At 67.0% G+C, this 22,060-nt stretch carries 25 protein-coding genes; 11 read left to right on the top strand and 14 right to left on the bottom strand.

The window, feature by feature from the left end:
- Positions 1–15: 15 nt before the first annotated feature.
- Positions 16–1,236, top strand: coding sequence for an NAD(P)/FAD-dependent oxidoreductase (locus tag UU7_RS04800; RefSeq protein WP_007805899.1), 1,221 nt, complete (start codon positions 16–18; stop codon positions 1,234–1,236).
- 105 nt (positions 1,237–1,341) lie between these two features.
- Positions 1,342–1,875 carry a lipocalin family protein gene (locus tag UU7_RS04805; protein WP_007805900.1) on the top strand — a complete coding sequence of 178 codons (534 nt, stop codon included), beginning with the start codon at positions 1,342–1,344 and terminating at the stop codon, positions 1,873–1,875.
- On the opposite strand, the gene UU7_RS04810 is transcribed toward UU7_RS04805, so the two are convergent.
- Positions 1,856–2,386, bottom strand: a complete 531-nt coding sequence (locus UU7_RS04810) for a hypothetical protein (protein WP_007805901.1) — start codon at positions 2,384–2,386, stop codon at positions 1,856–1,858. The two genes, UU7_RS04805 and UU7_RS04810, sit on opposite strands and share 20 nt — an antisense overlap.
- Before the next feature lie 147 nt (positions 2,387–2,533).
- Here UU7_RS04810 and UU7_RS04815 point away from each other — a divergent pair, with 147 nt between their 5' ends.
- Together UU7_RS04815 and UU7_RS04820 are read left to right on the top strand one after the other, a co-directional pair.
- Positions 2,534–3,001 carry a MarR family winged helix-turn-helix transcriptional regulator gene (locus tag UU7_RS04815; protein WP_007805902.1) on the top strand — a complete coding sequence of 156 codons (468 nt, stop codon included), beginning with the start codon at positions 2,534–2,536 and terminating at the stop codon, positions 2,999–3,001.
- A gap of 82 nt (positions 3,002–3,083) precedes the next feature.
- On the top strand, positions 3,084–3,509 hold the full coding sequence (locus tag UU7_RS04820) for an organic hydroperoxide resistance protein (protein ID WP_007805903.1): 426 nt from the start codon (positions 3,084–3,086) through the stop codon (positions 3,507–3,509).
- A gap of 46 nt (positions 3,510–3,555) precedes the next feature.
- Here UU7_RS04820 and UU7_RS04825 read toward each other — a convergent pair whose 3' ends face one another.
- A complete protein-coding gene (locus UU7_RS04825; protein ID WP_007805904.1) occupies positions 3,556–4,032 on the bottom strand; it encodes a PepSY domain-containing protein in 477 nt (158 codons plus the stop codon).
- Between the two features lie 242 nt (positions 4,033–4,274).
- On the opposite strand from UU7_RS04825, the gene UU7_RS04830 reads away from it, so the two are divergent.
- Both UU7_RS04830 and UU7_RS04835 read left to right on the top strand, forming a co-directional pair.
- Complete coding sequence (locus UU7_RS04830) at positions 4,275–5,489, top strand: HD-GYP domain-containing protein (protein WP_157581874.1); 1,215 nt, start codon at positions 4,275–4,277, stop codon at positions 5,487–5,489.
- Between the two features lie 78 nt (positions 5,490–5,567).
- Entirely contained in the window at positions 5,568–6,812 is a 1,245-nt protein-coding gene (locus tag UU7_RS04835) for a putative bifunctional diguanylate cyclase/phosphodiesterase (RefSeq protein ID WP_007805906.1), read from the top strand.
- Positions 6,813–6,827: 15 nt separating this feature from the next.
- Here the strand turns inward: UU7_RS04835 and UU7_RS04840 are convergent, their stop codons facing one another.
- Positions 6,828–7,172 carry a zinc ribbon domain-containing protein YjdM gene (locus tag UU7_RS04840; RefSeq protein ID WP_007805907.1) on the bottom strand — a complete coding sequence of 115 codons (345 nt, stop codon included), beginning with the start codon at positions 7,170–7,172 and terminating at the stop codon, positions 6,828–6,830.
- A 115-nt stretch (positions 7,173–7,287) separates the two neighbouring features.
- Here UU7_RS04840 and UU7_RS04845 point away from each other — a divergent pair, with 115 nt between their 5' ends.
- Entirely contained in the window at positions 7,288–7,653 is a 366-nt protein-coding gene (locus UU7_RS04845) for a VOC family protein (RefSeq protein ID WP_007805909.1), read from the top strand.
- 39 nt (positions 7,654–7,692) lie between these two features.
- Here UU7_RS04845 and UU7_RS04850 read toward each other — a convergent pair whose 3' ends face one another.
- Positions 7,693–9,174 (bottom strand): carbohydrate-binding protein, encoded by a 1,482-nt coding sequence (locus UU7_RS04850; RefSeq protein WP_007805911.1) that lies wholly within the window; start codon positions 9,172–9,174, stop codon positions 7,693–7,695.
- Between the two features lie 668 nt (positions 9,175–9,842).
- Between UU7_RS04850 and UU7_RS04855 the strand changes: the two genes are divergently transcribed.
- Positions 9,843–10,742: a DMT family transporter gene (locus UU7_RS04855; protein ID WP_007805913.1), complete on the top strand. Its 900-nt coding sequence runs from the start codon at positions 9,843–9,845 to the stop codon at positions 10,740–10,742.
- Here UU7_RS04855 and UU7_RS04860 read toward each other — a convergent pair.
- The 3 genes from UU7_RS04860 to UU7_RS04870 all read right to left on the bottom strand — a co-directional run bounded on the left by UU7_RS04860 (position 10,736) and on the right by UU7_RS04870 (position 12,645).
- Positions 10,736–11,305, bottom strand: coding sequence for a 2'-5' RNA ligase family protein (locus UU7_RS04860; RefSeq protein WP_007805915.1), 570 nt, complete (start codon positions 11,303–11,305; stop codon positions 10,736–10,738). The genes UU7_RS04855 and UU7_RS04860 overlap by 7 nt on opposite strands.
- A gap of 269 nt (positions 11,306–11,574) precedes the next feature.
- Complete coding sequence (locus UU7_RS04865; protein ID WP_007805916.1) at positions 11,575–11,841, bottom strand: DksA/TraR family C4-type zinc finger protein; 267 nt, start codon at positions 11,839–11,841, stop codon at positions 11,575–11,577.
- Between the two features lie 39 nt (positions 11,842–11,880).
- Positions 11,881–12,645, bottom strand: a complete 765-nt coding sequence (locus UU7_RS04870; RefSeq protein ID WP_007805918.1) for a tetratricopeptide repeat protein — start codon at positions 12,643–12,645, stop codon at positions 11,881–11,883.
- A gap of 131 nt (positions 12,646–12,776) precedes the next feature.
- On the opposite strand from UU7_RS04870, the gene UU7_RS04875 reads away from it, so the two are divergent.
- Together UU7_RS04875 and UU7_RS04880 are read left to right on the top strand one after the other, a co-directional pair.
- On the top strand, positions 12,777–14,537 hold the full coding sequence (locus tag UU7_RS04875) for an acyl-CoA dehydrogenase family protein (RefSeq protein WP_157581877.1): 1,761 nt from the start codon (positions 12,777–12,779) through the stop codon (positions 14,535–14,537).
- A gap of 197 nt (positions 14,538–14,734) precedes the next feature.
- On the top strand, positions 14,735–15,151 hold the full coding sequence (locus tag UU7_RS04880) for an OsmC family protein (protein ID WP_007805921.1): 417 nt from the start codon (positions 14,735–14,737) through the stop codon (positions 15,149–15,151).
- 85 nt (positions 15,152–15,236) lie between these two features.
- On the opposite strand, the gene ubiM is transcribed toward UU7_RS04880, so the two are convergent.
- Positions 15,237–16,448: a 5-demethoxyubiquinol-8 5-hydroxylase UbiM gene (gene ubiM / locus UU7_RS04885; RefSeq protein WP_007805923.1), complete on the bottom strand. Its 1,212-nt coding sequence runs from the start codon at positions 16,446–16,448 to the stop codon at positions 15,237–15,239.
- Between the two features lie 85 nt (positions 16,449–16,533).
- Entirely contained in the window at positions 16,534–16,773 is a 240-nt protein-coding gene (locus tag UU7_RS04890) for a hypothetical protein (RefSeq protein ID WP_007805924.1), read from the bottom strand.
- A 279-nt stretch (positions 16,774–17,052) separates the two neighbouring features.
- On the opposite strand from UU7_RS04890, the gene UU7_RS04895 reads away from it, so the two are divergent.
- Positions 17,053–17,712, top strand: a complete 660-nt coding sequence (locus UU7_RS04895; protein WP_007805927.1) for a glutathione S-transferase family protein — start codon at positions 17,053–17,055, stop codon at positions 17,710–17,712.
- Between the two features lie 119 nt (positions 17,713–17,831).
- Here UU7_RS04895 and UU7_RS04900 read toward each other — a convergent pair whose 3' ends face one another.
- From UU7_RS04900 to UU7_RS04920, 5 genes are all read right to left on the bottom strand, one after another.
- On the bottom strand, positions 17,832–18,656 hold the full coding sequence (locus tag UU7_RS04900; protein ID WP_040672856.1) for an alpha/beta hydrolase: 825 nt from the start codon (positions 18,654–18,656) through the stop codon (positions 17,832–17,834).
- 13 nt (positions 18,657–18,669) lie between these two features.
- Positions 18,670–20,049: a D-serine/D-alanine/glycine transporter gene (gene cycA, locus UU7_RS04905; protein ID WP_007805930.1), complete on the bottom strand. Its 1,380-nt coding sequence runs from the start codon at positions 20,047–20,049 to the stop codon at positions 18,670–18,672.
- Between the two features lie 95 nt (positions 20,050–20,144).
- Positions 20,145–20,489, bottom strand: coding sequence for a hypothetical protein (locus UU7_RS04910; RefSeq protein WP_040672858.1), 345 nt, complete (start codon positions 20,487–20,489; stop codon positions 20,145–20,147).
- A 66-nt stretch (positions 20,490–20,555) separates the two neighbouring features.
- On the bottom strand, positions 20,556–20,972 hold the full coding sequence (locus UU7_RS04915; protein ID WP_007805933.1) for a hypothetical protein: 417 nt from the start codon (positions 20,970–20,972) through the stop codon (positions 20,556–20,558).
- A gap of 174 nt (positions 20,973–21,146) precedes the next feature.
- Positions 21,147–21,962: a helix-turn-helix domain-containing protein gene (locus UU7_RS04920; RefSeq protein ID WP_007805934.1), complete on the bottom strand. Its 816-nt coding sequence runs from the start codon at positions 21,960–21,962 to the stop codon at positions 21,147–21,149.
- Positions 21,963–22,060: the final 98 nt, after the last annotated feature.

Consider the following 22,060-nt stretch of genomic DNA (forward strand, 5'->3'; position numbering starts at 1 on the left):
CACAGGTCAACCGGCATGGATCTCAAAAGCGGCTATCCGTTCTGGGCGATCAGCAACGGCCTGATGCATGCTTTCCCGGCATTGCAGCAGGACACGCGCTGCGACGTGGTGGTGATCGGCGGCGGCATCACCGGCGCCCTGATCGCCCATGAACTGGTCGAGGCGGGCCACGACGTTGTGGTGGTGGAACAGCGCGACATCGGCTGGGGCAGTTCCGCGGCAAGCACGGCGCTGCTGCAGTACGAGATCGACACGCCAATGAGCGAACTGGCACGACGTTACGGCGAGGCCGACGCGGCGCTTGCCTACACCGCCTGCGCCGAGGCGATCCCGCGCCTGGGCACGCTGGCCCGTGAGGTGCGCGACGTCGGCTTCGCGAAGATGCACAGCCTCTACTACGCCAGCCGCCGCCGTGATGTCCCGGCGATGCGGGACGAACTCGCGCTGCGTCGCAGGCATGGCCTGGCGGTGGCATGGTTGTCCGCCGACGCGCTCCGTGGCGACTACGGCATCGAGGCGCCAGGCGCGATCCTCAGCCGGCTGGCCGCCCGCATGGACCCGTACCGGATGGCCAACCGGCTGTTCGCCCGTCTCGAACGCCGCGGCACGGCCGTGTTCGATCGCAGCACGATCCATTCCATCGAAGCGGGGAGCCGGGGCGTCACCCTGCGCAGCAGCGACGGCATCCGCCTGCGCGCGGAACATGTGGTGGTCGCCGCCGGCTACGCCAGCCAGCAATGGCTGAAGGAACCGGTGGCGCGAAACCGCAGCAGCTACGCGTTCGTCACCGATCCGCTCGACCCGGACGCGTTGCAGGGCCTCGCCGACACCATGGTCTGGGAAACCGCCCGCCCCTACCTGTATCTGCGCAGCACCGCCGACCACCGCCTGCTGGTCGGTGGCGAAGACGACGCCAGCGACGTGCCGGCCCTGCGTGATGCCCGGGTGGACCGCAAGGCGCGCAAGCTGGTGACCAAGGTGGCCAGGGTCATTCCCGGGCTCCGACTGACCCCCACCTTCGCCTGGGGCGGCACCTTCGCCGAAACCGATGACGGCCTGCCGTTCTTCGGGCCGCATGCGCAATACGGGCCGCGCGTGCATTTCGCGATGGCTTATGGCGGCAACGGGATCACTTACAGCATGCTGGGCGCGGACCTGATCCGCGCGCTGATCGAGCGGCGCAGGCATCGTTTGGCATCGCTGTTCTCGTTTGCCCGGCTGGAGCGCAAGCCATGAGCCGCCAGCCGGCCGATGACACCATCCCGGCATCCGGTGCCATGCCCGCATCCACTCGCGTTCGCGGCACGTAGCATGATCAATTGCACCCCACAGGCGTCCGCCATGCCCCTCCTGCTCCTGTTGCTCGCGTCGCTCGCCTTCGCTGCACCCGCGGCGGCGGCCACGCTGCCGAACGAACCGGTGCGGTCACTCGACCTCGACCACTACGCTGGCCAATGGCACGAGATCGCCCGGTTGCCGATGTATTTCGAACGCAAGTGCCTGGACGGGGTGACCGCCAGGTACACGCCGAACGCCGACGGCACCGTGCGCGTGGACAACAGCTGTCGCACCCGCAAGGGCCGGATGTCGGTCACCGGCGTGGCCCGGATCAAGGACGGCCAGCCCGGCGCGCTGGAGGTACGCTTCGCCCCGGGCTGGCTGAGCTGGCTGCCGGTGACCTGGGCCGACTACTGGGTCATCGAGGTGGACCCGGACTATCGATGGGCGGTGATCGGCAGTCCCGGCCGCAAGCACCTGTGGATCCTCGCCCGCAAGGCATCGATGGACCATGCACTGTTCCGGACGCTGAAGGAACACTCGCGCCAGCGCGGCTACGACGTCGACCAGCTGATGATCACCGCGCCGCTGGAATGACCGGGGCGCCCTGCTGCGGGTGCACGGCACCCAGCGGGCTCGGCGCGCAAGCGACCTTCTGCACCGTGTAGCTGATGCCGGCGATGCGCCAGCCATCGGCGGTGCGGGCCAGGCTGAAACTGTCGATGCCGCAATGGGACAGCTTGCCGTCCAGGTGGAAATCGTACGGCGCCCAGACCTGGGCAAGATTCCCCTGCACGGTGACCTGCGCATCCCAGATGCGCTCGAGGAAGGCTTCCTTGCGCTTGGCCAGCGTGTCGAGATAACCGGTGTCGGCCTCGATCCGCAGCTTGCCGTCCGGCAGCAGCACCACGAAGTTGGCCCCAGGCAGGATCAGCCGGCGCGACGTTTCCACATCATGCCGGGTCATGGCCGCAAACAGCGCATCCACCGCGCCCAGGGCTTCGCGCTGGGCCGCGCTGTAGGTTTCCCCGGCGTGGACACTGGCCCCGCCCAGTATCAAGGAGGCGGCAACGGTGATTGCCGCGAAGCTGCTGATCCGGAAACCCATGCGTATTCCCTCGGGCTGCTGCGTCGATGCCGGGGCCTCTGGCGGCGCCGGCGAGGCGACCACTCTACTCCGGCTGCTCGATGCCGCTGCAACTTCCGCAAATAAATCGCTTGCCAATGAATAGCGCGCTATGTAATATGCGCAGCCATGAAGACTGCCCGCGCCGCCACGAAGCCTGCCGCCAACGCCGTACCCCGGCTGGATGCGCAATTGTGCTTTGCGCTCTATTCGGCGGGGCTGGCCATGAACAAGGTGTATCGCAAGCTGCTCAAGGCGCTCGACATCACCTATCCGCAGTACCTGGTGATGATGGTGCTGTGGGAGGACGAAAGCCTCAGCGTGTCGGAAATCGGTGAACGCCTGTTCCTCGACTCCGCCACCCTGACCCCGCTGCTGAAGCGGCTGGAGTCCGCAGGTCTGGTGACGCGGCTGCGCTCGCGCGACGACGAACGCCACGTGGTGATTTCGCTGACCGCCCGGGGCAAGGCGCTGCAGGGCAAGGCCGGCAAGGTGCAGGAATCGATCTTCTGCGCCACCCGCTGCGCACCGGAGCAGTTGATCCATCTCAAGCAGGAGTTGCAGGACCTGCGCCGCAAGCTGTCCACCGAGGACTGATCGCCAGTCATTTTCCATCATTAAAATAGCGCGCTATTTGATAGCACACTAAACTCACCAACCCCCACCCAAGGAATCCGCCATGTCCATCGAAAAAGTCCTGTATCGCTCCAAGGCCACCGCCACCGGCGGCCGCGACGGCCGCGCCACCTCCTCCGACAACGTGCTCGACGTCAAGCTGACCACCCCGAAGGAACTGGGCGGCGCCGGCGGTGACGGTACCAATCCGGAACAGTTGTTCGCCGCCGGCTACTCGGCCTGCTTCCTGGGCGCGATGAAGTTCGTGGCTGGCCAGCAGAAGCTGCAGCTGCCAGCCGACACCCGGGTCACCGGCCAGGTCGGCATCGGCCCGATTCCCACCGGCTTCGGCATCGAGGTCGAGCTGACCATCACCATCCCCGGCATGCCCCGCGCCGACGCCGAGGCATTGGTGCAGAAGGCGCACATCGTGTGCCCCTACTCGAACGCCACCCGCAACAACATCGACGTGACGCTGACCATCGCCTGAGTCACCGGCCGCGGCAGGCCGCAGTCCGGCCTGCCGCGCCGAGGGCTCAGAACAACAGCAGCAACAACGGCACCATGACTCCGGCGCCGAGCACCACGCCGAACACCGCGGGGCGACGGGTAAAGCGCCACGCCATGTACAGGCCGCTCGACACCGACACCAGCAGGCCCAGGGCGACCAGCGCAAAGAACGTCTTCATCGGCCACAGATTCCTCTTCGCCGGCCTAGCCGCCTCGTCGCGCACGCGCGGTTGCACGGCCGGCGTCGGTTGCGCCGTGTTGCCGGACGCGGTGGCCGGCGGGCGCCGCCGCTGTGGCATCTCCAGGGTCTGTTTCTTGTGCAGTTGCGCCGCACTGGCCAGCCAGTCCGGCGGCGCGTAGCCGCTGTCGCGCGAGCTTTCGTGCAGGCCGAACACCTGCAGCCCGCCCGTGATGGCAAGAAACAGCAGCATCGGCGCGGTGAACACGCCCAGATGCAGATGGATCGAACGGAAGGTACGCAGGAGTCGGTGAGCAGGCGACATAAGGGCAGGAGGCTTCTGGACAAGGTGATGCACTGTAGTGGCGACACTACGCCGGGCCAATGGTCGGCCGACGCACGCATGACCATTCCCCACCCACGCGTCCCGCGCGACACGCTTCATTGGCATCCGCACGCAATCCCCTGCTAGGCTGCCGGGTGTTGCAGGAGGCGGGAAGTCTGCCGCCGGGCCACTCGGCCAGACCATCGGCTCGCCCCATTCCAGCCAGCCCATCGGGACCATGCGTGGCCTTTGAAATCGAAGAACAGCGCATGGACGTCCACGCCCTCCGGCTTGGCATGTACGTGTGCCGGCTCGATCGGCCATGGGAGGAAACCTCTTTCCCCCTGCAGGGGGTCGGGCTGGCAAGCCCCGAGGATCTCGCCGCCGTCCGCGCGGTTTGCGAGTACGTGTACGTCGACCTTCGCCGCCAGGTGCCGATAGCGCCGCGACCGGCACTGACCCGCACCAGTCTCTCGGGAACCCGCTTCAAGGACACCGTCCAGTACGCCGACAGGATTCCCGTCGAAGAGGAAGCGCCGCGGGCCCACGCCGCGCTGGACAACGCCGGCGAGATGGTCGACCGGATCTACGAAGACATCGCCAGTGGCCGCGAGCTCTCGGTGGAACGCGTCGAGCAGGCCGTGCGACCGCTGGTGGCCAGCGTGCTGCGCAGCGCCGATGCATTTTTCCTGGTCGAGGGATTGCGCCGGCACGACAACTATTCCTACAGCCATTCGATCGGTTGCAGCGCGCTTGCCGCCGCCTTCGGGCGGCACATGGGCTTCGCCGAGGAAACCATTCTCAGCCTGGCCGCCGGCGGCCTGCTGATGGACGTGGGCAAGACCCGCGTCCCGGAAAACCTGTTGCGCTATCCCGGCTCGCTGTCACCCGCCGAAGTGGACGTGGTGCGCTCGCACGTCGCCGCCGCGCTGGCGATCGTCTCCGAGTCGGACATCACCGACCAGGACGTGCTGGACATCCTGCGCAGCCACCACGAGCGCCATGATGGCAGCGGCTATCCCGACGGCCTGGCCGGCAACATGATCCCGATCACCGGGCGCATGCTCGGCATCATCGACACCTACGACGCGATGATCAGCCCGCGCCCCTATCGTCCGGCGATTTCCCGCCATCACGCGCTGCGGCAGATCTACGCTACCCGCAACACGCTGTTCCAGGCCGAGATGATCGAACGCTTCCAGGTCTGCCTTGGCGTCTACCCGACCGGATCGCTGGTGGAGCTGAGCACCGGCGAGGTCGCCGTGGTGATGGCGCAGAACCAGGTTCGCCGGCTGCGCCCCAAGGTCGTCGTGCTGACCCGGCCGAACAAGCAGCCGCTGGAGGATTTCCGCCAGGTCGACCTGATGCTGCAGGACCAGGGCGCCGCCGTGGACATCGTGCGCAGCCTGGTTGCCGGCGACTATGGCATCGACGCCGCCGACCTGTTCCTGAAATGACACAGCTGCGATGATTCGCCCGTGCCACGGGTTTGCGCTCCGCCCGTCCTCAAGTCTCCAGGCCACGTTGCCATCAACATGCTGAATCGGGATTCCCTGTTTGCCGCGATCGAGGCACAGATCGCCGCCTGCGTCGAAACGGGCGGACGTTTCGCCGTGCTGATGCTGCGTGCCCGCGGCCTGCGCCAGATCGCGCTGCGCTTCGGTTACGCCCAGGGCGAGCAGGCCAGCGAGGTTGCCCATGAACTGATCGTGCAGTCGCTGCGTCCCGCCGACCGGGTCTTCCGCGCCGGCGACGACAGTTACGCCGTGGTACTGCCCGACATGCTGAGCCGCAACCACGTGCTGCTGGCCAGTGCGCGACTCAGCCAGGCCTTCGAGCAGCCACTGCACGGGATGGAGTCGCCCTGGCAATTGCGCGCGGTGATGGGCGTCGCGCTCTACCCCGAACACGGGCAGGACGCGGACCTGCTGTGCCGCCGCGCCGCGATGGCGCTGGACGAAGCGCAGCGTCGGCGCGAGTCCTGCCAGATCTACCAGCCGCACGACACCCAGGTGGAGATCTTCTACGAGGAGCTGCGCGACGCGATCGAGGCGAACCGGCTGCAGGTGTACTTCCAGCCGGTTCGCGAGCTGCAGGCCGGGCGCCTGGTGGCCGTCGAATCGCTGGCGCGCTGGACCAGCCCCCGCCACGGCGTGGTGTCGCCAGCCAGTTTCGTGCCGTTCTCCGAACAGAGCGACCTGATTTCGGCGCTGACCCGCTGGAGCATCAACGCCACCTTGCGCCATGCCGCGCCGCTGTGCGCGACAGGTGGACTGGACTTCGCCATCAACCTCTCGCCGCAGGCCTTCTCGCGGCCCGGCATGGTCGAGCAGTTCCGGGGCGCACTGGACATCTGGGGCGTGGCACCCACCTCGGTGATCGCGGAAGTCACCGAGACCGCGCTGGCCGCGGACCTGGAGTCCAGCGTGCAGGTTTTGCGCCGGTTGCGCGACATGGGCGTGCGCATCGCCATCGATGACTTCGGCACCGGCTATGCGTCGATCTCCTACCTGCGCCGCTTCCCCGCCACCGAACTGAAGATCGACCAGTCACTGGTCGGCTCCATGCAGGATGATCCGCATACGACCCGACTGGTCAGCGCGATCATCAACATGGCCCACCATCTCGACCTCGCCACGATTGCCGAAGGCATCGAGAACCAGGCCACCGAGGACCTGCTGGCCGGCATGGGCTGCGATTTCGGCCAGGGCTACCATCTCGGCATGCCCGAAGCGGCGGCCGATTTCGTGCAGCGCTTCCAGGCCTTGTCCCCGGGCTGACGGCGGGCAGCGATCTCAGGCCTTCTTCAGGAAGCACACCTTCAGCACCAGTCCCTTGATCTTGTCCGAGCTGCCTTCGATGTGCTCTTCGTCGCCATCGACCAGGCGGATGTTGCGGATCACCGTGCCCTGCTTCAGCGGGATCGATGAACCCTTCACCTTGAGGTCCTTGATCACCGTCACGGTGTCGCCGCTGTTGAGCACGTTGCCGTTGACGTCGCGCACCACCAGCGCCTCGCCACCCTCCCCGTTACCCGACGCGATCGGCCACTCGTGGCCGCAATCGGCGCAGATGTAGTTGTCGCCGTCGGGATAGGTGTTCTCCATCGCGCAGGACGGACAGGCGGGAATATCGGACACGGGACGTACCTGGTTCATGCCATCGGATCGCGATTATAGGCGCATCGGCCGGGCCTTCACGCTGCCGACATGGACGAGGAGCTAAATCTTGCGCCAACGCCCGCGGAGAAACATCATGACTGCCCACCAGGTTCTCGCCACAGTTGCCGTGAGCGATTTTGCTGCATCCAGCGCCTGGTATGCCCGCCTGTTCGGACGGGGCCCGGACGACACGCCCAATGCATCCTGCGCCGAGTGGCAGATCGCCAGGCGCACGCGCATCCAGCTGCTGTCGAGGAACGAACTGACCGAAGCGCCATGCCACGCCGGCGCAACGTCGGTCGGCATCATGGTCGAGGATCTGGACGAGATCCTGCACGACCTGCAGGATCGCCACATCGACGTCCCCGCCCCGCAACTGGCCACGCACTTCGTGCGCTTCGCGCCGGTGTGCGATCCGGACGGCAATACGGTGACCTTCGTCGAATCGGCGACGTCCTGAAAGCTGGCGGGCCGACATCCGGCCCGCCAGCGCCTGTTGCTACTTGCCCAGGTCCTGCAGGAACCGCTTGCTGTATTGCAGCGGCGTGGTGCCGCTCACCGAATTGCAGATCGGCGATGCCGTGCCGCCACCGCCTGCGCACGGCGTGTCGCGATCCAGCGACCAGAAGTGCACGCCGGCCATGCCCTGGTTCACCGCGTAATTGACCACGGTGTCCACGTCGGAAATCCGGAACACTTCGCTGCTGACGTCATTCACGCCGATCATCGGGGTCAGCTCGATGCGGCTGGCGGGAATGCCGTAGGTGTACTGCAGGTTCGTCGCCGCCTGGATCGCCGACTGGCCCATGTCGCACTGCCCGTTCGACACCACGCACACGCCGGGACTGGCCGAACCGAAGTCCATCACCATCAGGTTGATCGTGTAGTTCGGCAGGTTGGCCGCCTTCACCGCACGCACCACCATGTCGCCCACGCCATTCAATCCGCCATGACTGCCATCGGACGCCGCCAGCGTGGCCAGGGTGAAGGAGAAGCGCAGGTTCGGATACAAGGTGTGCGCGTACGCGGCGTTGGCGATCAGGTTGTTGATCTGCGCCTGTGACTGGGCACCTTCGATGTCGAAGTCCACGCCGACCATGTACGGCGAGGCGTAGCGCGAAAGGAACTGCGCCATGCCCGCCGCCGAACCACAGGTGAAGCTGCCGGCCTGGCCACCGGTGGAAACCACATAACTGATCCCCGCATCGACCAGCGGCTGGATGTTCGCGCTGGCGAAACTCGCCGCCGGGATGCCGCCCCAGCTTTCGCTGCCGCATTCGCCCGACGCGAAAGCGAGCGTGACCGCGCCCAGATTCGGCAACGCGGTGGACACCAGGCTGCCGCTGCCCACCAGCGGAATCGCCGTGCCGGTGACCGCGGTGCGCATCACGTTGGTATTCCAGTTGAGGTTGATGGTGACGTCCTTGTACGGACTGAACAGGAAGCCTTCGGCGGGCGGGTTCGGCGTACCCGGATCGCCAGGGTCCCCCGGATCGCCGGAATCGCCCGGGTCCGTGGAGCCATCGCAACTGCCCTGGGCCGTCCACGGCTGTCCGGTGCCCGTCGGTCCGCTGTGCGTGGCCGGATCATCGCCCTGGGTCCACCAGTTGGCCTTGTAGTTCACCCCGTTCTCGCTGGCCAGGCTGCCGCCGCCATAGGCCGTCGCCGCATTCCATGCCGCGTCGCAACCGGCCGACCCGGGCGGGTCGGTGGGCGGCGGGTCGGTCGGCGGAGTGCTGCCGCCGCAAGAGCCCTGCGATGTCCATGGCTGACCCGAACCGCCGGGCCCGCTGCTGGTCGCCGGGTCGTTGCCCTGGGTCCACCAGTTGGCCAGGTAATTGTTGCCGTTCTCGCTGACTACGCTGCCGCCGCCGTAGGCGGTCGCCGCATTCCATGCCGCCGCACAGGCGGGCGCGGATTGCGCGTGTACCGCCTGCAGCGGCACTGCCGCCAGCAGGGCCACCGAAAAGCAGGTGCCCATGGCACTGCCCAATGCACTCAAAGCCAAGCCGGACCACACAGCCGATCGTTTCGCAAACATGAGATGTCTCCTGTCGGGACTACATCGCTACGGGTGGGTTGTCAGGACAGGCCTGGCGACGCTCCGGTCAGCCACGGGTGGGGAACCCGATGTCCTGCTGCCTCCTTGCTCGCTACCGCTTCTTATGGACGTGCTGTCCCGTCATAGACCCGGATGACAACGTTGTCTATCAGACTTTTTCCAAACTGTGACGGGGACCCGCCGGCTGTGTCAAAGCGCTCGAATCCAGTCCACGCCCGGCCGGTGGCCGGCCTCATGTCGCGACGAGGTGACGAAACTTCAGGTGGATTGACAACGTTGTCTACCAAGCACTGAAGAATCATGGGACGCCGCCGGGACGCCTGGCGCCGCGGCCGCGTGGCCATTGCATCCTTCACGGCGATCACGCGGCGGGCGGGCGATGCCCAGGTCGATGCAGGGTCGATCGCGCCCCGGTTCACGCCATGACTGGCGATCGTCCGGAAATGCGCCTCAAACGGCGACCGCGGAGCGAAGGCGGGACGAAACTTGCAGTACCATGCGCGCCACTCTTCGCTTCCTGCAGCAAGCTCCTGGAAACGACACCCACCCCGTCGCACCCCGTCGCGCCGCTGCCATTGCGCGCCGTGATGCTGATGCTGGGCAGCGCCAGCCTGTTTGCGCTGATGGCGGTCTGCATCCGGCTGGCCTCGGCCCAGCTGCATCCGTTCCAGATCACCTTCTTCCGCAGCGGCTTCGGCGCCCTGTTCGCGCTGCCCCTGCTGCACGGCCACGGCTGGCAATTGCTGCGCACCCCACGACTGGGTTTCTACATCGTGCGCTGCGTGCTGGGCATGGGCGGGATGCTGGCCGGGTTCTGGGCGATCGTGAACCTGCCGCTGGCCGAGGCGGTGGCGCTGTCCTATTCGTCGCCGCTGTTCGTCACGATCGGCGCCGTGCTCTTTCTGGGCGAAGTGGTGCGCATGCGGCGCTGGAGCGCGGTGGTTGCCGGTTTCATCGGCGTGCTGGTGATCGTGCGGCCGGGCAGCGATGCGTTCACCGGCGGCAGCCTGGTCGCCCTGCTGGCAGCCGCGCTGACCGGGGCGGTGACGATCAGCATCAAGTCGCTGACCGGCAGCGAACCGGCCGACCGCATCGTGTTGCTGACCACCCTCCTCTGGATTCCGCTGTCACTGCCCGCCGCACTGTCGGTGTGGCAATGGCCACACGCCGGGACCTGGCCATGGCTGGTGCTGTCCGGCGCGCTGGGCACCGGCGGCCACTTCTGCTGGACGCGTGCGCTGCGCCTGGCCGACGCCTCGCTGCTGGCCCCGTTCAGTTACCTGCAACTTCTGATCGTGGCGCTGCTGGCCTGGTGGATCTTCGGCGAGCCGTTGGATCGCCATACCGCCGCGGGCGCCGCCATCATCATCGCGGCGAGTCTGTACATCGCCTGGCGCGAGCATCGCCTGGCGCACGAACGGCGCCAGCAGGTGGCGCCGGCAACGAGTGTCGAGCCCACCATCTGGGCGGGGCGGCGCGATCAGTAGATGTCGGGCAGCTCGGGCAGGTCCGGCATGTTGGCCAGCTCGTCGAGCAGATCGACCGAAGGCGGTCCCGACGCCTCGGCCAGCGGCCAGCGGCCCACCACCTCGAAGCGTGATTCGCCGAAGAAGCTGCGGATCAGCACGAACTCGCAGGCGCGCCACTGGATCGGCACCACCGATTCCTCGATCGCATCGATGGCGGTGCCGTGCAGCAGGCTGACGTGGGGCAGGAAGCTGGACACCCCGCTGACCTGCAACCCCGCACGGGCCTGCCCCGCCGCAATCGCCTTGCGCAAACCCAGCGCCGCCTCGGCGGTGGCGCTGTCCGCGCAAAGCACGAACGGAAACTGGCCATCGCGGGCGGTGAACCGCATCGCCGCATCGAGGGTGGCCAGGAAAGCGTGTTCCTTCACTTCATTGCCGGCGGCAAGCAGGGCCTGCTCCAGCGGCTGCTGCAGTCGCTCGGGCTTGCCCATCGGGCACAGGGTCAGGTGCAGGCCGTCGACGCCCACCGGCGTGCCGCCGATGCGGTGGGTCTTGCGAAAACGCTCGCCCACGCCCGCCATCGCGGTTCGCGCGCACTCGTCCGGCAGCAACGCAAAGAAATAGTTGATGCCAGCCGCAAGTCCGGAAGGATTCGACGGATTGGAAATGATGGTGTCCCCCTGGTCGCGCCGGCAGCGCTTCGATCGATGCCGCCAAGCTTACCCAAATTGGCGGCGTCGATAGGTCAACGCATCGTCAGTCCGGCGACCTGCAGAGCTTGCCCCCAGCGGGGCGCCCGCACAAGCGGTGTCCGTCGCGACGGATGCCAGCCGGAAGCGTGCCGGGACACCTAGCGCAGCTGGCTGTCCTTGCTGCCCCGGCGGTTGTACGGGCCGCTGCTGCGCTGCTCGGCGTCCTGCGCCTGCTGGCAGGTCACGCACAGGCGTACGCCGGGGACGGCCTGGCGCCGCGCTTCGGGAATCGGCGCCTCGCACTCCTCGCAATGACTCAGTCCCGGGCCTTGCCGCAACTGCTGGCGCGCCCGCTGCACCGCGTCGCTGACGGTGGCGTCGATCTGATCCTGCACGGCGCCGTCGCCGGCCCAACCGGTTGCCATGGTTTGCCTCCGCGAGAGTGAACGGCGGGCGCCGGCAGCTCAGTGCGCCTTTGCCCGCAAATCCTGGATATATCCTAGTTCCCCCAATGACTTGGGTTCGCCGGGGACCAGTTTCAAGCAGCCCTGGTAGGCCTTGGTCGCCTCGTCGAGGCGGTGCAGCTCGACCAGGGCATAACCCTGGCCACGCAGCGCCACGCACTTCAGCTCGGTGGTCGCTTCCGGGGTCGTGCCGCTGATCTCCGCAGTCCCCTCGGCCTCCTGATACAGGGCCAGCATCCGGTTCCAGTCCCCGCTGCGCTGATAGGTGAACGCCAGCTCGTTCTTGTACTGGCTGTCCATCGGCGACAGGGCCAGCGCCTTTTCCAGCTCGGCCCGCGCATCCGCGTAGCGGGCCATTTCACTGTACGCGTAGCCACGCGCCCAGTAGGCCAGCGCCCAGGCCGAACCGATCACCTCTACGGGTACATCCGCCTTGCCATTGACCGTCTTGCTGCCGAGTGTGGCGTAGATCAGCGCATCGCCCACGCCGCGGGCGCAGAACACCATGCCCGCCCTGCCCTTGTAGAGCGCCTCGTACTTGTCGATCACCTCGTTCAGGGGGCCATCGATGGCCAGCTGGATGCGGCCAGCCTGGATCATCTCCAGGGCGCCCAGGACTTTCTTCATGTCCGCATCGGCCCCCGGCTTACCCGCGGCATCGACGTTCAAGGTGATGGTGCTGGCCGGCTTGACCGCGGCGTGCGGCGCGCAGCCGGCCAGCATGGAAGCCGCGACCAGCGCGGCGAAGATGACGAAACGATGCATGGACTTCCCCTGTTCAGATGCACGGCCAGCATAACCCGCCGGCTTGCGTGATCGGCCTGCGGCGATTGGCGCCATCGCCCGGCGCGCTGCAGGTGCCAGAATGCCGCTTCAGCCCCAGCCCGGAGAACGCCGTGAACACGCCCCTGCCTGCCACCTCCACCCTGCGCAGCGAGCACAGCGTCGCCAAACAGCTGTTCCTGGGCAACATCCTCGAAGAGAACCTGTTCCCCTATCCGGAAATCCGCGCCCGCGACCGGGAAATGCTGGGCGCGATGACCGACGCGATCGACCAGTTCCTCGCCGACAAGACCGCCGAGCTGAAACAGTACGACCGCGACGCCGAGCAGCCGGCCGAATTCATCCAGGCGCTGCGCGAGATGGGCCTGTTCGGCCTGATCATTCCCGAGGAGTTCGGCGGACTGGAGCTTTCCAATGGCGCCTATGCCCGCGTGCTGGGCCAGACCTCCAGCCACGACAGCTCGGTCTCGCTGACCATCGGCGCGCACAGTTCGATCGGCATGAAGGGCCTGCTGCTGTTCGGCAGCGACGAGCAGAAGCAGCGCTACCTGCCGAAGCTCGCCACCGGCGAGATGATCGCCGCGTTCTGCCTCACCGAATCCGGCGCCGGCTCCGATGCCGCCTCGATCCGCACCAGGGCGACGCGCAACGACGACGGCAGCTGGACGCTTTCGGGCGAGAAGATCTGGATCACCAACGGCGGCATCGCGGACTTCTATACCGTGTTCGCCCGCACCGACACGCCCGAGGGCAAGATCACCGCCTTCATGGTGGAAGCGGCATGGCCCGGCGTCAGCCACGGCCCGCACGAGGACAAGATGGGCATCCGCGCATCGAGCACCACCACGGTGGCGTTCGCCGACGTGCAGGTGCCGGCGCAGAACGTGCTGGGCCCGGTCGGCAAGGGCTTCAAGGTGGCGATGAGCATCTTGAACAGTGGCCGCACCGGCCTGGGTGGCGGCGCGGTGGGCGGCATGCGCACGCTGATCCGCCTGGCCTGCGCCCAGGCGAAGGAGCGCAAGCAGTTCGGCCAGCCGATCGCCGAGTACGGCCTGGTGCGCGAGAAGATCGCCCAGATGACGCTGGACTGCTTCGCCGCCGAGAGCGCGGTGTGGATGGTGGCGCACCTGATCGACGCCGGCGGCAGCGACTATTCGGTCGAGGCGGCGATGAGCAAGGTGTTCGCCAGCGAGGCGGTGCAGCGCGCTTCGTACGAGGCACTGCAGATCGCCGCCGGCAACGGCTTCATGCGCGAGTTCCCGTACGAGCAGATCACCCGCGACACGCGCATCCTGTCGATCTTCGAAGGCACCAACGAGATCCTGCACCTGTACATCGCACTGTCCGGGCTGAAGGACGTGGGCACCGGGCTGAGCGAGCTCAAATCCGCCGTGGGCGAGATCTTCAACGAACCGATCAAGGGCTTCGGCGTGCTCGGCAGCTATACCGGCCGGCGCATGCGCGAGGCTACCGGCTACGGCATCGACCGCATCGCCCACGAACTGTCGCCGCGGCTGCGCAAGGTGGCGGCCACCTACGAGAAGTACACGGTCGAGTTGTCGAAATCCTCCGACCAGCTGCTGCGTCGCCATGGCAAGGAGGCCACCGACATGCAGCACGCGCAGAAACGCCTGGCCGACATCGCGATCGACCTGTTCGTGGGCCTGTGCGTGCTGTCGCGTGCCGACAGCCTGGAAAAGAAATCGCACCCCGCCGCGGCGCAGGCAGTCAGCATCGCCGAGATGTTCGCCAGGCAGGCGCGCCGGCGGATGGCGCGCAACGTGCGCGGGCTGGAGCGCAACGAGGACGCTGCCGTGGAGCAACTGGCCGGCGCCGTGCTGGCCAACGATGGCTACATGTGGGACGTGATCTGAGAGGTTGTGATTTTTTCAACCTCGAAGCCCGGCCATGGATGGCCGGGCGCGGATCGGTCACGGAAGTGACTGATTCGCGTGAATACGTCCGGGCACGTACCAGACGTGCGATAGAAGAAAACCACAGGAAGTGGTTTTCTTCACAGGCTCTGAGCTCGCCCGCCAACCTTGTCTTCCCTGCCGCAGGAACCATGCCGATGACTATCTATTCCGTCCACGCCGTCACCGGACAAACGCCGTACACGGTCAGCTTCACCGATGACCAGGGCAACGCCTGGCTGGCCGACGAACCGGTCGAGGATGGCGGCGCCAATGCCGGGCCGGCGCCGCACCGCCTGCTGCTGTCGGCGCTGGGCGCCTGCACCGCGATCACCCTGCAGATGTATGCCGCGCGCAAGCAATGGCCGTTGCACCGGGTCGGCGTGGACCTGCAGTTCAACCCCGAGGGCACGCCGGCCAGCGGCAACGACATCACCCGGGTGATCACCTTGCAGGGCGACCTCTCCGGCGAGCAGCGCGAACGCCTGCTGCAGATCGCCAATGCCTGCCCGATCCACAAGGTGCTGACCGGCGAAGTGCGCATCGCCAGCAGCCTGGCCAGCCACCCGGCCTGAGCAGGCCAGCTCCGGCCATGGCCCGTGAGGAAAACCGTTTCCGTGGTTTTCTTCCATCGCTTCGAAGTTGAAAAATCACAACCTCTCAGGTCGAGCGCCGGCGCAACAGGGCGGGGACGCCGGCCGACTCGGCGGTGAGCCCCGACATCACGAGGCGCTTGAATGGCCCCAGTCGGGCGCCCGCGCCCAATGCCAGCTTGCGCAACACCCGCGCCGGGCGGCGGTCGTCGGTGTACAGGCCGGCCAGCATTCGGGTGGCCAGGTACAGCGGCCGGGTCGCCAGGCGATGCCGGCGCTCATAGCGCTGCAGCACCGATGCCTCCCAGAACGGCCGGCCCGCGGCCATCGCGGCGCGCATTTCACCCGCCAGTGTGTCCTGCCCCAGCAGGCCGAAATTGAAGCCGTGCGCGGTGACCGGATGCATGCCCACCGCGGCATCGCCGATCAGCGCGAAGCGCTCGGCCACGAAGCGCTGCGCGTACACCCCGACCAGCGGATAGGCGCAGCGCGGGCCGGCCACGCGCATCGCGCCCAGGCGCTGGTCGAAGCGTTCGGCCATGGCTTGTTCCAGCGCCGTGTCGTCCAGCGCCAGCATCTCGCGCATCGCCGGCGGCGACAGGGTCAGCACCACCGACGAGGTGTGCGGATCGTGCAGCGGCAGCAGGGCCAGGGTCTGGCCATGGCCGAACCATTCCCAAGCCACCTGTTCGTGCGGCGCCTCGTGGTGCATGCGCAGCACCAGCATGGTCTTGCCGAAATCATGCATGTCGGCGCCGATGCCCATGGCCCGGCGCGTGTCGGAGAAGCGGCTGTCCGCCGCCACCACCAGCTGCGCGTGCAGTGTCTGGCCATCGGCCAGCTCGACCTCGGCGCCGTCGCGACCGGTGCGCACCGCGCTCACCTGCACGCCGGTGATCCGTTCCACTTCTGGCAACTCCATCACCCCGGCGTACGCGGCGCGACGGATCGCGTGGTTGGACAGCAGCCAGCCCAGCTGCGGCTTGCCCGCTTCGTCGTGGCGGAACATCAGCCCCTCGCGGTCGTCGCCGTCGAGCACCATCGCGTCGCGCAGCGTGCCGATCTCCTCCTCGCGCAGGCGCGTCCACAGGCCCAGTTCGCGCAGCAGGCGTTGCGAGTGATGGGTGATCGCGATCTCGCGACCGTCGTCCGGTGGCGCGATCAGGCCGGCTTCTGGCTGGCGCTCCACCAGCGCGATGCGCAGGCCGCTGCCTTTCAGAGCGCGGGCGAAACACAAGCCGGCGGGGCCGGCGCCGATGATCACGATATCGCAGGACATGGCAGGTACTCCGGAGGAAAGGCCCGCGCGCCGACGCGCGCGAGCGAATGGCGCGCGTTCAACAAGAGACGTGTGTCGATGCGGTTCAGCCGCTGCAGCCGCCGCAGCAGATCGTCGGCTGTTGCGCGACCTGTGCGGGCGCCACCGTCCAGCCCACCTGCCCCAGCACCTCGACCAGGTCGGTGACCGTGGCCGAGGACGATATGCGCATCACCAGTCCGCTCATGTCCAGGTCGACCACGGCCGTGGGATCGACGTCGAACAGCGCGTCCTGAACCACGGCGGGCTCGGGGGATGCGTCGACCAGCGCAATATGAAATTCCATCGAAGTTCCTCGCTGCACCGACACCTGGCCGGTGTCGCCGGTGTCGATCGTGGTCGCCCCGCCGCGGCCTTGCCTTGATCGCGGTCAAGCCCGGTCGAGACAGACGGCGATCCGTTGCACCGGCGGCGCCGCCGCTGCCCGCGCGAATCCGGCACGCCTCGCAGCCGCTGACGCAGCGCGACCTTTGCCGGGGCAATCCGGGAGCGTCGGGCATGGCCTGTCGATTCCGCCCACCTTCGTTCGTCGCCTCCGCATACCTCGCCACCCAGGTCTTCAACCATGACTGTCAAGCTTTACGCCCACCCGTTCTCGTCCTACTGCCAGAAGGTGCTGATCGCGCTGTACGAGAATGACATCGCCTTCGAGTTGCGCCTGCTCACCCCGGACGATGCCGAAACCGACCGCGAATTCACCGCCTGGTGGCCGCTGCGGCGCATGCCGTTGCTGCGCGACGGCGAACGCAACGTGATCGAATCCAGCATCATCATCGAGTACCTGGGCCAGCAGCATCCCGGTCCGCAGCGGCTGATTCCCGACGATGCCGAGGCCGCGCTGGAAGCCCGTTTTCTCGACCGCTTCTTCGACAACTACGTGCATACGCCGCTGCAGAAGATGGTGTTCGACCAGTTGCGCCCCGCCACCGAACGCGATGTCCGCGGCGTGGAGGAAGCCCGCCGCTTGCTCGACACCGCCTATGCCTGGCTCGACCACAAGCTCGCCGACAGGCACTGGGCCACTGGCGGCGACTTCAGCCTCGCCGACTGCGCCGCGGCGCCCGCCCTGTTCTACGCCGACTGGGCGCACCCGATCCCCGCCGCCTTCGCCCGTCTCGTCGCGTATCGGCAGCGCCTGCTGGCGCGTCCCTCGTTCGCCCGCGCGGTGGACGAGGCGCGACCCTATCGCTCGTACTTCCCGCTCGGCGCCCCCGACCGCGACTGAGCCATCACCCCGCCCGCAGAAGCACTCTGTGCGCGAGGCTTTTCGGCGTGCGTCCAGACTCGCCAGAGCATCGCGCACAGGGTGCGCTCCTGCAGGTCAGCCCTGCGGAGTGAGAACCGCTACTTCGGCGCGAACAGCTGGCGGAATATCGCGGGTGATGCGCCGCGATAGATGGTGGCGTGTTTCAGTTCCGGCCACGGCTGGTAGTACCAGCGCAGTCCGCGCGGCGCGTGCTTGCGCAGGGCGTCCCGCAGCAGGCCGCCGCCGCTCTCGTCCAGGCCATCGTCGCCGGTGCTGGCCACGTACAGGGTCGAGGCCAGTGATGGCTGCGCCTGCAGTCGCGCCGCGGCACCGCGGGCCAGCGCCATGTCGTTCCACCACAGGCTGGGGCTGAGTGCGATCCAGGTGTCGAACAGCTTCGGCTGGGCGAAGAACGTCTCGACCACGAACAGGCCGGCCAGCGATTCGCCCACGATCGCGCGATGGCCGTCCGTGCGATAGCGACGCTGCACTTCGGGCATCAGCTCGTCCGCCATGAAGGCGCGAAACGCGGCCGATCCGCCCACGCGCGGCGCGATCTCGCGGTCGCTGGCCAGCGTGGTCGGGCCGGTCATGTCGCGCCGGCGTTCGGTGTTCTCGATGCCGACCACGATCATCGGCCGCATCGCGCCGGCCCGGATCGCCGCGTCGACGTCGGCGGCCACATGCGGGAAGTCTTCCTGCAGGCCGCCGTCGGGCATGTACAACACCGGGTAACGGGCGTCCTTCGCCGTGGCGTAAGTCGGCGGCGTGTACACGTTGATGTGCCGCGCCTCGTGCAGCACCGTCGAATCGATGTTGAACGAGGCATGCGCCGGCATCGCGACGTCCGCCGCGGTGACCTGGCCCGCGACGACCAGGCCCAGCAGCAACAACAGGACTCCCCGCGTGGAACGCCGCTTCATGCCGGGACCGGACTCAGGCGCCGCGCGCCTTGCGCCCCTTCCACAGGTAGCCGATGCCCAGCAGCACGAACCACACCGGGCTGGCGATCAGCGCCTCGCGGGTATCCGGCTGCAGGCTCAGCAGCACCAGCACGAACACGAAGAACGCCAGGCAGGCCCAGCACATGAACACGCCACCGGGCATCTTGTAGGTCGACGCTTCATGCAACTGCGGGCGCTTGCGCCGGTACGCGATGTAGGCAAACAGGATCAGCGACCACACGAACATGAACAGCACCGCGGACAAGGTGGTGATCAGGGTGAACGCGGTGATCAGGTCGGGGATCAGGTAGATCAGCGCCGCGCCCAGCAGCAGGCACACGCAGGAGAACAGCAGGCCCAGCGACGGCACCGCGGCGCGCGACAGCCGCGCGAACGTCTTCGGCGCGTGCTGCTCCTCGGCCAGGCCGTACAGCATGCGACTGGTCGAGAAGATGCCGCTGTTGGCCGAGGACGTGGCCGAGGTCAGCACCACGAAGTTGATCAGGGTGGCCGCGGCCGGAATGCCGGCCAGCACGAACAGTTCCACGAACGGGCTCTTGCCCGGCTCCACCATGCGCCACGGCGTGACCATCATGATCGCCACCAGGGCCAGCACGTAGAAGATGATGATGCGCACCGGGATCGAGTTGATCGCCTTGGGCAGGTTGCGCTGCGGGTCGGCCGTCTCGGCCGCCGTGGTGCCGACCAGCTCGATGCCGACGAAGGCGAACACGGCGATCTGGAAACCGGCGAAGAAGCCGCTGAGCCCCTTCGGGAAGAAGCCGCCGTCATTCCACAGGTTCGCCACCGACGCCTGGTGTCCTGTCGGTGAGGTGAAGCCCCAGGCCACCAGGGCGAAGCCGGCGGCGATCAGCGCGCAGATCGCGATGATCTTGATCAGCGCAAACCAGAATTCCATCTCGCCGAACAGCTTCACCGTGACCAGGTTCAGGCTCAGCAGCAGCAACACGCACAGCACCGCGGGAATCCACGGCGCCAGGTCGGGAAACCAGAACTGCGTATAGGCGGCGATCGCGATCACGTCGGCGATCGCGGTGATGATCCAGCAGAACCAGTACGTCCAGCCGCAGAAGAAACCGGCCCACGGCCCCAGCAGGTCGGTGGAGAAGTCGATGAACGACTTGTACTCCAGGTTGGACAGCAGCAGCTCGCCCATCGCCCGCATCACGAAGAACAGCATCACGCCGATGATCAGGTAGACCAGCAGGATCGACGGCCCGGCCAGGCTGATCGTCTTGCCCGAGCCCATGAACAGACCGGTGCCGATCGCGCCGCCGATGGCGATCAGCTGCAGGTGCCGGTTGGAAAGGCTGCGCCGAAGATGGTCCGGGTGTTCCAGCGATGCGGTCATGCGGCGCGCCTTGGCGTTGGGAAGCCGCCAACATACAGAAAAGCGGGCGCGGCGGCCATGCGGTGTGCTTTCGTCACAAGGTGCGCGGGCGCACGTTACAAGTCCCTGGCGACCTTGTCCCTGACCTCAATGACATCGTGGACCGTGAGCACGTACTTCGAGGCACCCATGTTGCAGTAGTGACCCGGGGGGCCGAGTTCGCCACGAACCACCACGTAAGCCGAACCCCAGGGACCGCCGGGGCCCCTGGCCGGCAACTCCGCCTTGCGGAGATCCCCGCTCAGGCACCAGTTCTCGTTTGTGCCTTCGGGCGTAAACGAGGAAGACTCGAAATTGTAGAAGTACGTGCCGCGATAGATCTGGTCAGGGCGTGGCTTGACGCAGCTGCTGACGAGCAAGAGAAGCGCGATGCCCAATGTGGGGCGTAGGAAGAGTTTCATCGTGCGCTCTGACGAGGTTGTAGAAACCCATGCACCCAAGGCCATCCAGAATCTCCCAGGAAAATGTCAGCCCTCGAGCGCCACGCAAATTTTCTCCCACCGACTGGACAGCTTGCGGGTGATGAAAAAGGTGGCGGCGAACAGAAGAGGCGGCAACACAAGCCACCAGTAATGTTCCAGGAAGCGAATCACGGCGAGCACCGGCCTCCCAGCCGGATGGCCGAGTCGATCCAGTTGGGGTGCCACGAACATGGCATACATCTCGGCCAGGAAGAAAAGAGCAAACAGCAGGAAAGAAAAAATGCCGTACGACAAGCAGGCAACGACGACCACGAACAGGAAGCGACGCGGCATCAGGCGACCGCCCCGGTACGCAACCATGGCGGGCCACCAGACCGTCGCCCACGACATGAGGAAGTAAGTGAGCCCGACCGCAACGATCATCGCGGCCATATGAGGCGGGAAGCCAAGAATGTCTGTCATTGAAGGCTGGCGCCTGGTAGGCCACGCATGAGGGCATGTGCCATCGGATGGTCAGCCTTCAACATTGCCTGGTCAAGCGGCCCCATGCTTCGATCCAACAAGGGTTGCCGGATACAAGCGGCGCGACGACGTCGTCGAATCAGGACCACACCTTGACATCGCGCCGACGCGACCTCAGCCCGCTTGCACCCGCCGCGCATACCCCACCGGCGAACACCCCACCAGCGCCTTGAAGTCGCGGATGAAGTGGGCCTGGTCGAAGTAGCCCAAGTCCAGCGCCAGTTGCGTCCAGTCCATCGGCTTGCCCGCGTCGACGCGTTCGAGTGCTTCGTGCATGCGGTAGCGGTTGATCACCCACTTCGGGCCGATGCCCACGTACTGGTTGAACAGGCGTTGCAGGGTGCGCGGCGTGATGCTCCAGCGGGTCGCCAGGTCGTCGAGGGTGCGCAGGCTGCGGTCGATGGCGATGGCGTCCACCATCTCGCCCACGCGCAGCGCCTGCGCATCGGGTGGCGGCAGACGGGTGACCAGGAAGTCGCTGGCCAGCGACACCATGTGTTCGTCGTCCGGCGATGCCTGGATGATCGTGGCCAGTTCGGCGGCGACGGTGCCGAACACCTGTTCCGGCGCGATGGAGCGATTGCGCAGCACGGATACCGGTTGCCGCAGGAAGCCGTGGAAACCGCCGGGGCGGAACTTCACCCCGAACACGCCGCCGCAGCCTTCCAGCACGGTGCTGAAGCGGCCGGTGTGGATGCCATGGATGCGGTTGCCGGCAGCGTCGCATGCCAGGTGCACGTTCGGGTGCGGCAGCGTTTCGCGCAGCTGCGGCGGGCCGCCCTGCAGATCCCAGCGCACGATCCAGTAATGCTGCACCACGCCGGCCAGCGCCGGCGGTGGCGCGATGCGGGCGTGGTGGAACAGGCCCGTCGACGGCGCGCCTGGCGCCGGACGCAACACGCCACGGGCCTTGCCGACGCCGCCGTTCATCCGCGTCGTCCGCAAGGGGTGGCACGCGCCTGTCGCGTTTTTACAATCATCGCGTCCCCAACCGTGTTTTCATTGTCGGCATGACATCACGCGGGAGT

The organism is Rhodanobacter spathiphylli B39, from assembly GCF_000264295.1.
In the GTDB taxonomy this organism is placed as follows: Bacteria; Pseudomonadota; Gammaproteobacteria; order Xanthomonadales; family Rhodanobacteraceae; genus Rhodanobacter; species Rhodanobacter spathiphylli.

Coding starts and splice junctions, on each gene's coding strand:
- UU7_RS04845 (WP_007805909.1), top strand. CDS start 7,288: ATGACTGCCCACCAGGTTCTCGCCACAGTTGCCGTGAGCGATTTTGCT.
- cycA (WP_007805930.1), bottom strand. CDS start 20,049: ATGACCGCATCGCTGGAACACCCGGACCATCTTCGGCGCAGCCTTTCC.
- UU7_RS04835 (WP_007805906.1), top strand. CDS start 5,568: ATGCTGAATCGGGATTCCCTGTTTGCCGCGATCGAGGCACAGATCGCC.
- UU7_RS04860 (WP_007805915.1), bottom strand. CDS start 11,305: ATGGCGGGCGTGGGCGAGCGTTTTCGCAAGACCCACCGCATCGGCGGC.
- UU7_RS04910 (WP_040672858.1), bottom strand. CDS start 20,489: ATGAAACTCTTCCTACGCCCCACATTGGGCATCGCGCTTCTCTTGCTC.
- UU7_RS04825 (WP_007805904.1), bottom strand. CDS start 4,032: ATGTCGCCTGCTCACCGACTCCTGCGTACCTTCCGTTCGATCCATCTG.
- UU7_RS04880 (WP_007805921.1), top strand. CDS start 14,735: ATGACTATCTATTCCGTCCACGCCGTCACCGGACAAACGCCGTACACG.
- UU7_RS04865 (WP_007805916.1), bottom strand. CDS start 11,841: ATGGCAACCGGTTGGGCCGGCGACGGCGCCGTGCAGGATCAGATCGAC.
- UU7_RS04805 (WP_007805900.1), top strand. CDS start 1,342: ATGCCCCTCCTGCTCCTGTTGCTCGCGTCGCTCGCCTTCGCTGCACCC.
- ubiM (WP_007805923.1), bottom strand. CDS start 16,448: ATGTCCTGCGATATCGTGATCATCGGCGCCGGCCCCGCCGGCTTGTGT.
- UU7_RS04810 (WP_007805901.1), bottom strand. CDS start 2,386: ATGGGTTTCCGGATCAGCAGCTTCGCGGCAATCACCGTTGCCGCCTCC.
- UU7_RS04800 (WP_007805899.1), top strand. CDS start 16: ATGGATCTCAAAAGCGGCTATCCGTTCTGGGCGATCAGCAACGGCCTG.
- UU7_RS04900 (WP_040672856.1), bottom strand. CDS start 18,656: ATGAAGCGGCGTTCCACGCGGGGAGTCCTGTTGTTGCTGCTGGGCCTG.
- UU7_RS04870 (WP_007805918.1), bottom strand. CDS start 12,645: ATGCATCGTTTCGTCATCTTCGCCGCGCTGGTCGCGGCTTCCATGCTG.
- UU7_RS04820 (WP_007805903.1), top strand. CDS start 3,084: ATGTCCATCGAAAAAGTCCTGTATCGCTCCAAGGCCACCGCCACCGGC.
- UU7_RS04855 (WP_007805913.1), top strand. CDS start 9,843: ATGCTGATGCTGGGCAGCGCCAGCCTGTTTGCGCTGATGGCGGTCTGC.
- UU7_RS04920 (WP_007805934.1), bottom strand. CDS start 21,962: ATGAACGGCGGCGTCGGCAAGGCCCGTGGCGTGTTGCGTCCGGCGCCA.
- UU7_RS04890 (WP_007805924.1), bottom strand. CDS start 16,773: ATGGAATTTCATATTGCGCTGGTCGACGCATCCCCCGAGCCCGCCGTG.
- UU7_RS04815 (WP_007805902.1), top strand. CDS start 2,534: ATGAAGACTGCCCGCGCCGCCACGAAGCCTGCCGCCAACGCCGTACCC.
- UU7_RS04895 (WP_007805927.1), top strand. CDS start 17,053: ATGACTGTCAAGCTTTACGCCCACCCGTTCTCGTCCTACTGCCAGAAG.
- UU7_RS04850 (WP_007805911.1), bottom strand. CDS start 9,174: ATGGGCACCTGCTTTTCGGTGGCCCTGCTGGCGGCAGTGCCGCTGCAG.
- UU7_RS04915 (WP_007805933.1), bottom strand. CDS start 20,972: ATGACAGACATTCTTGGCTTCCCGCCTCATATGGCCGCGATGATCGTT.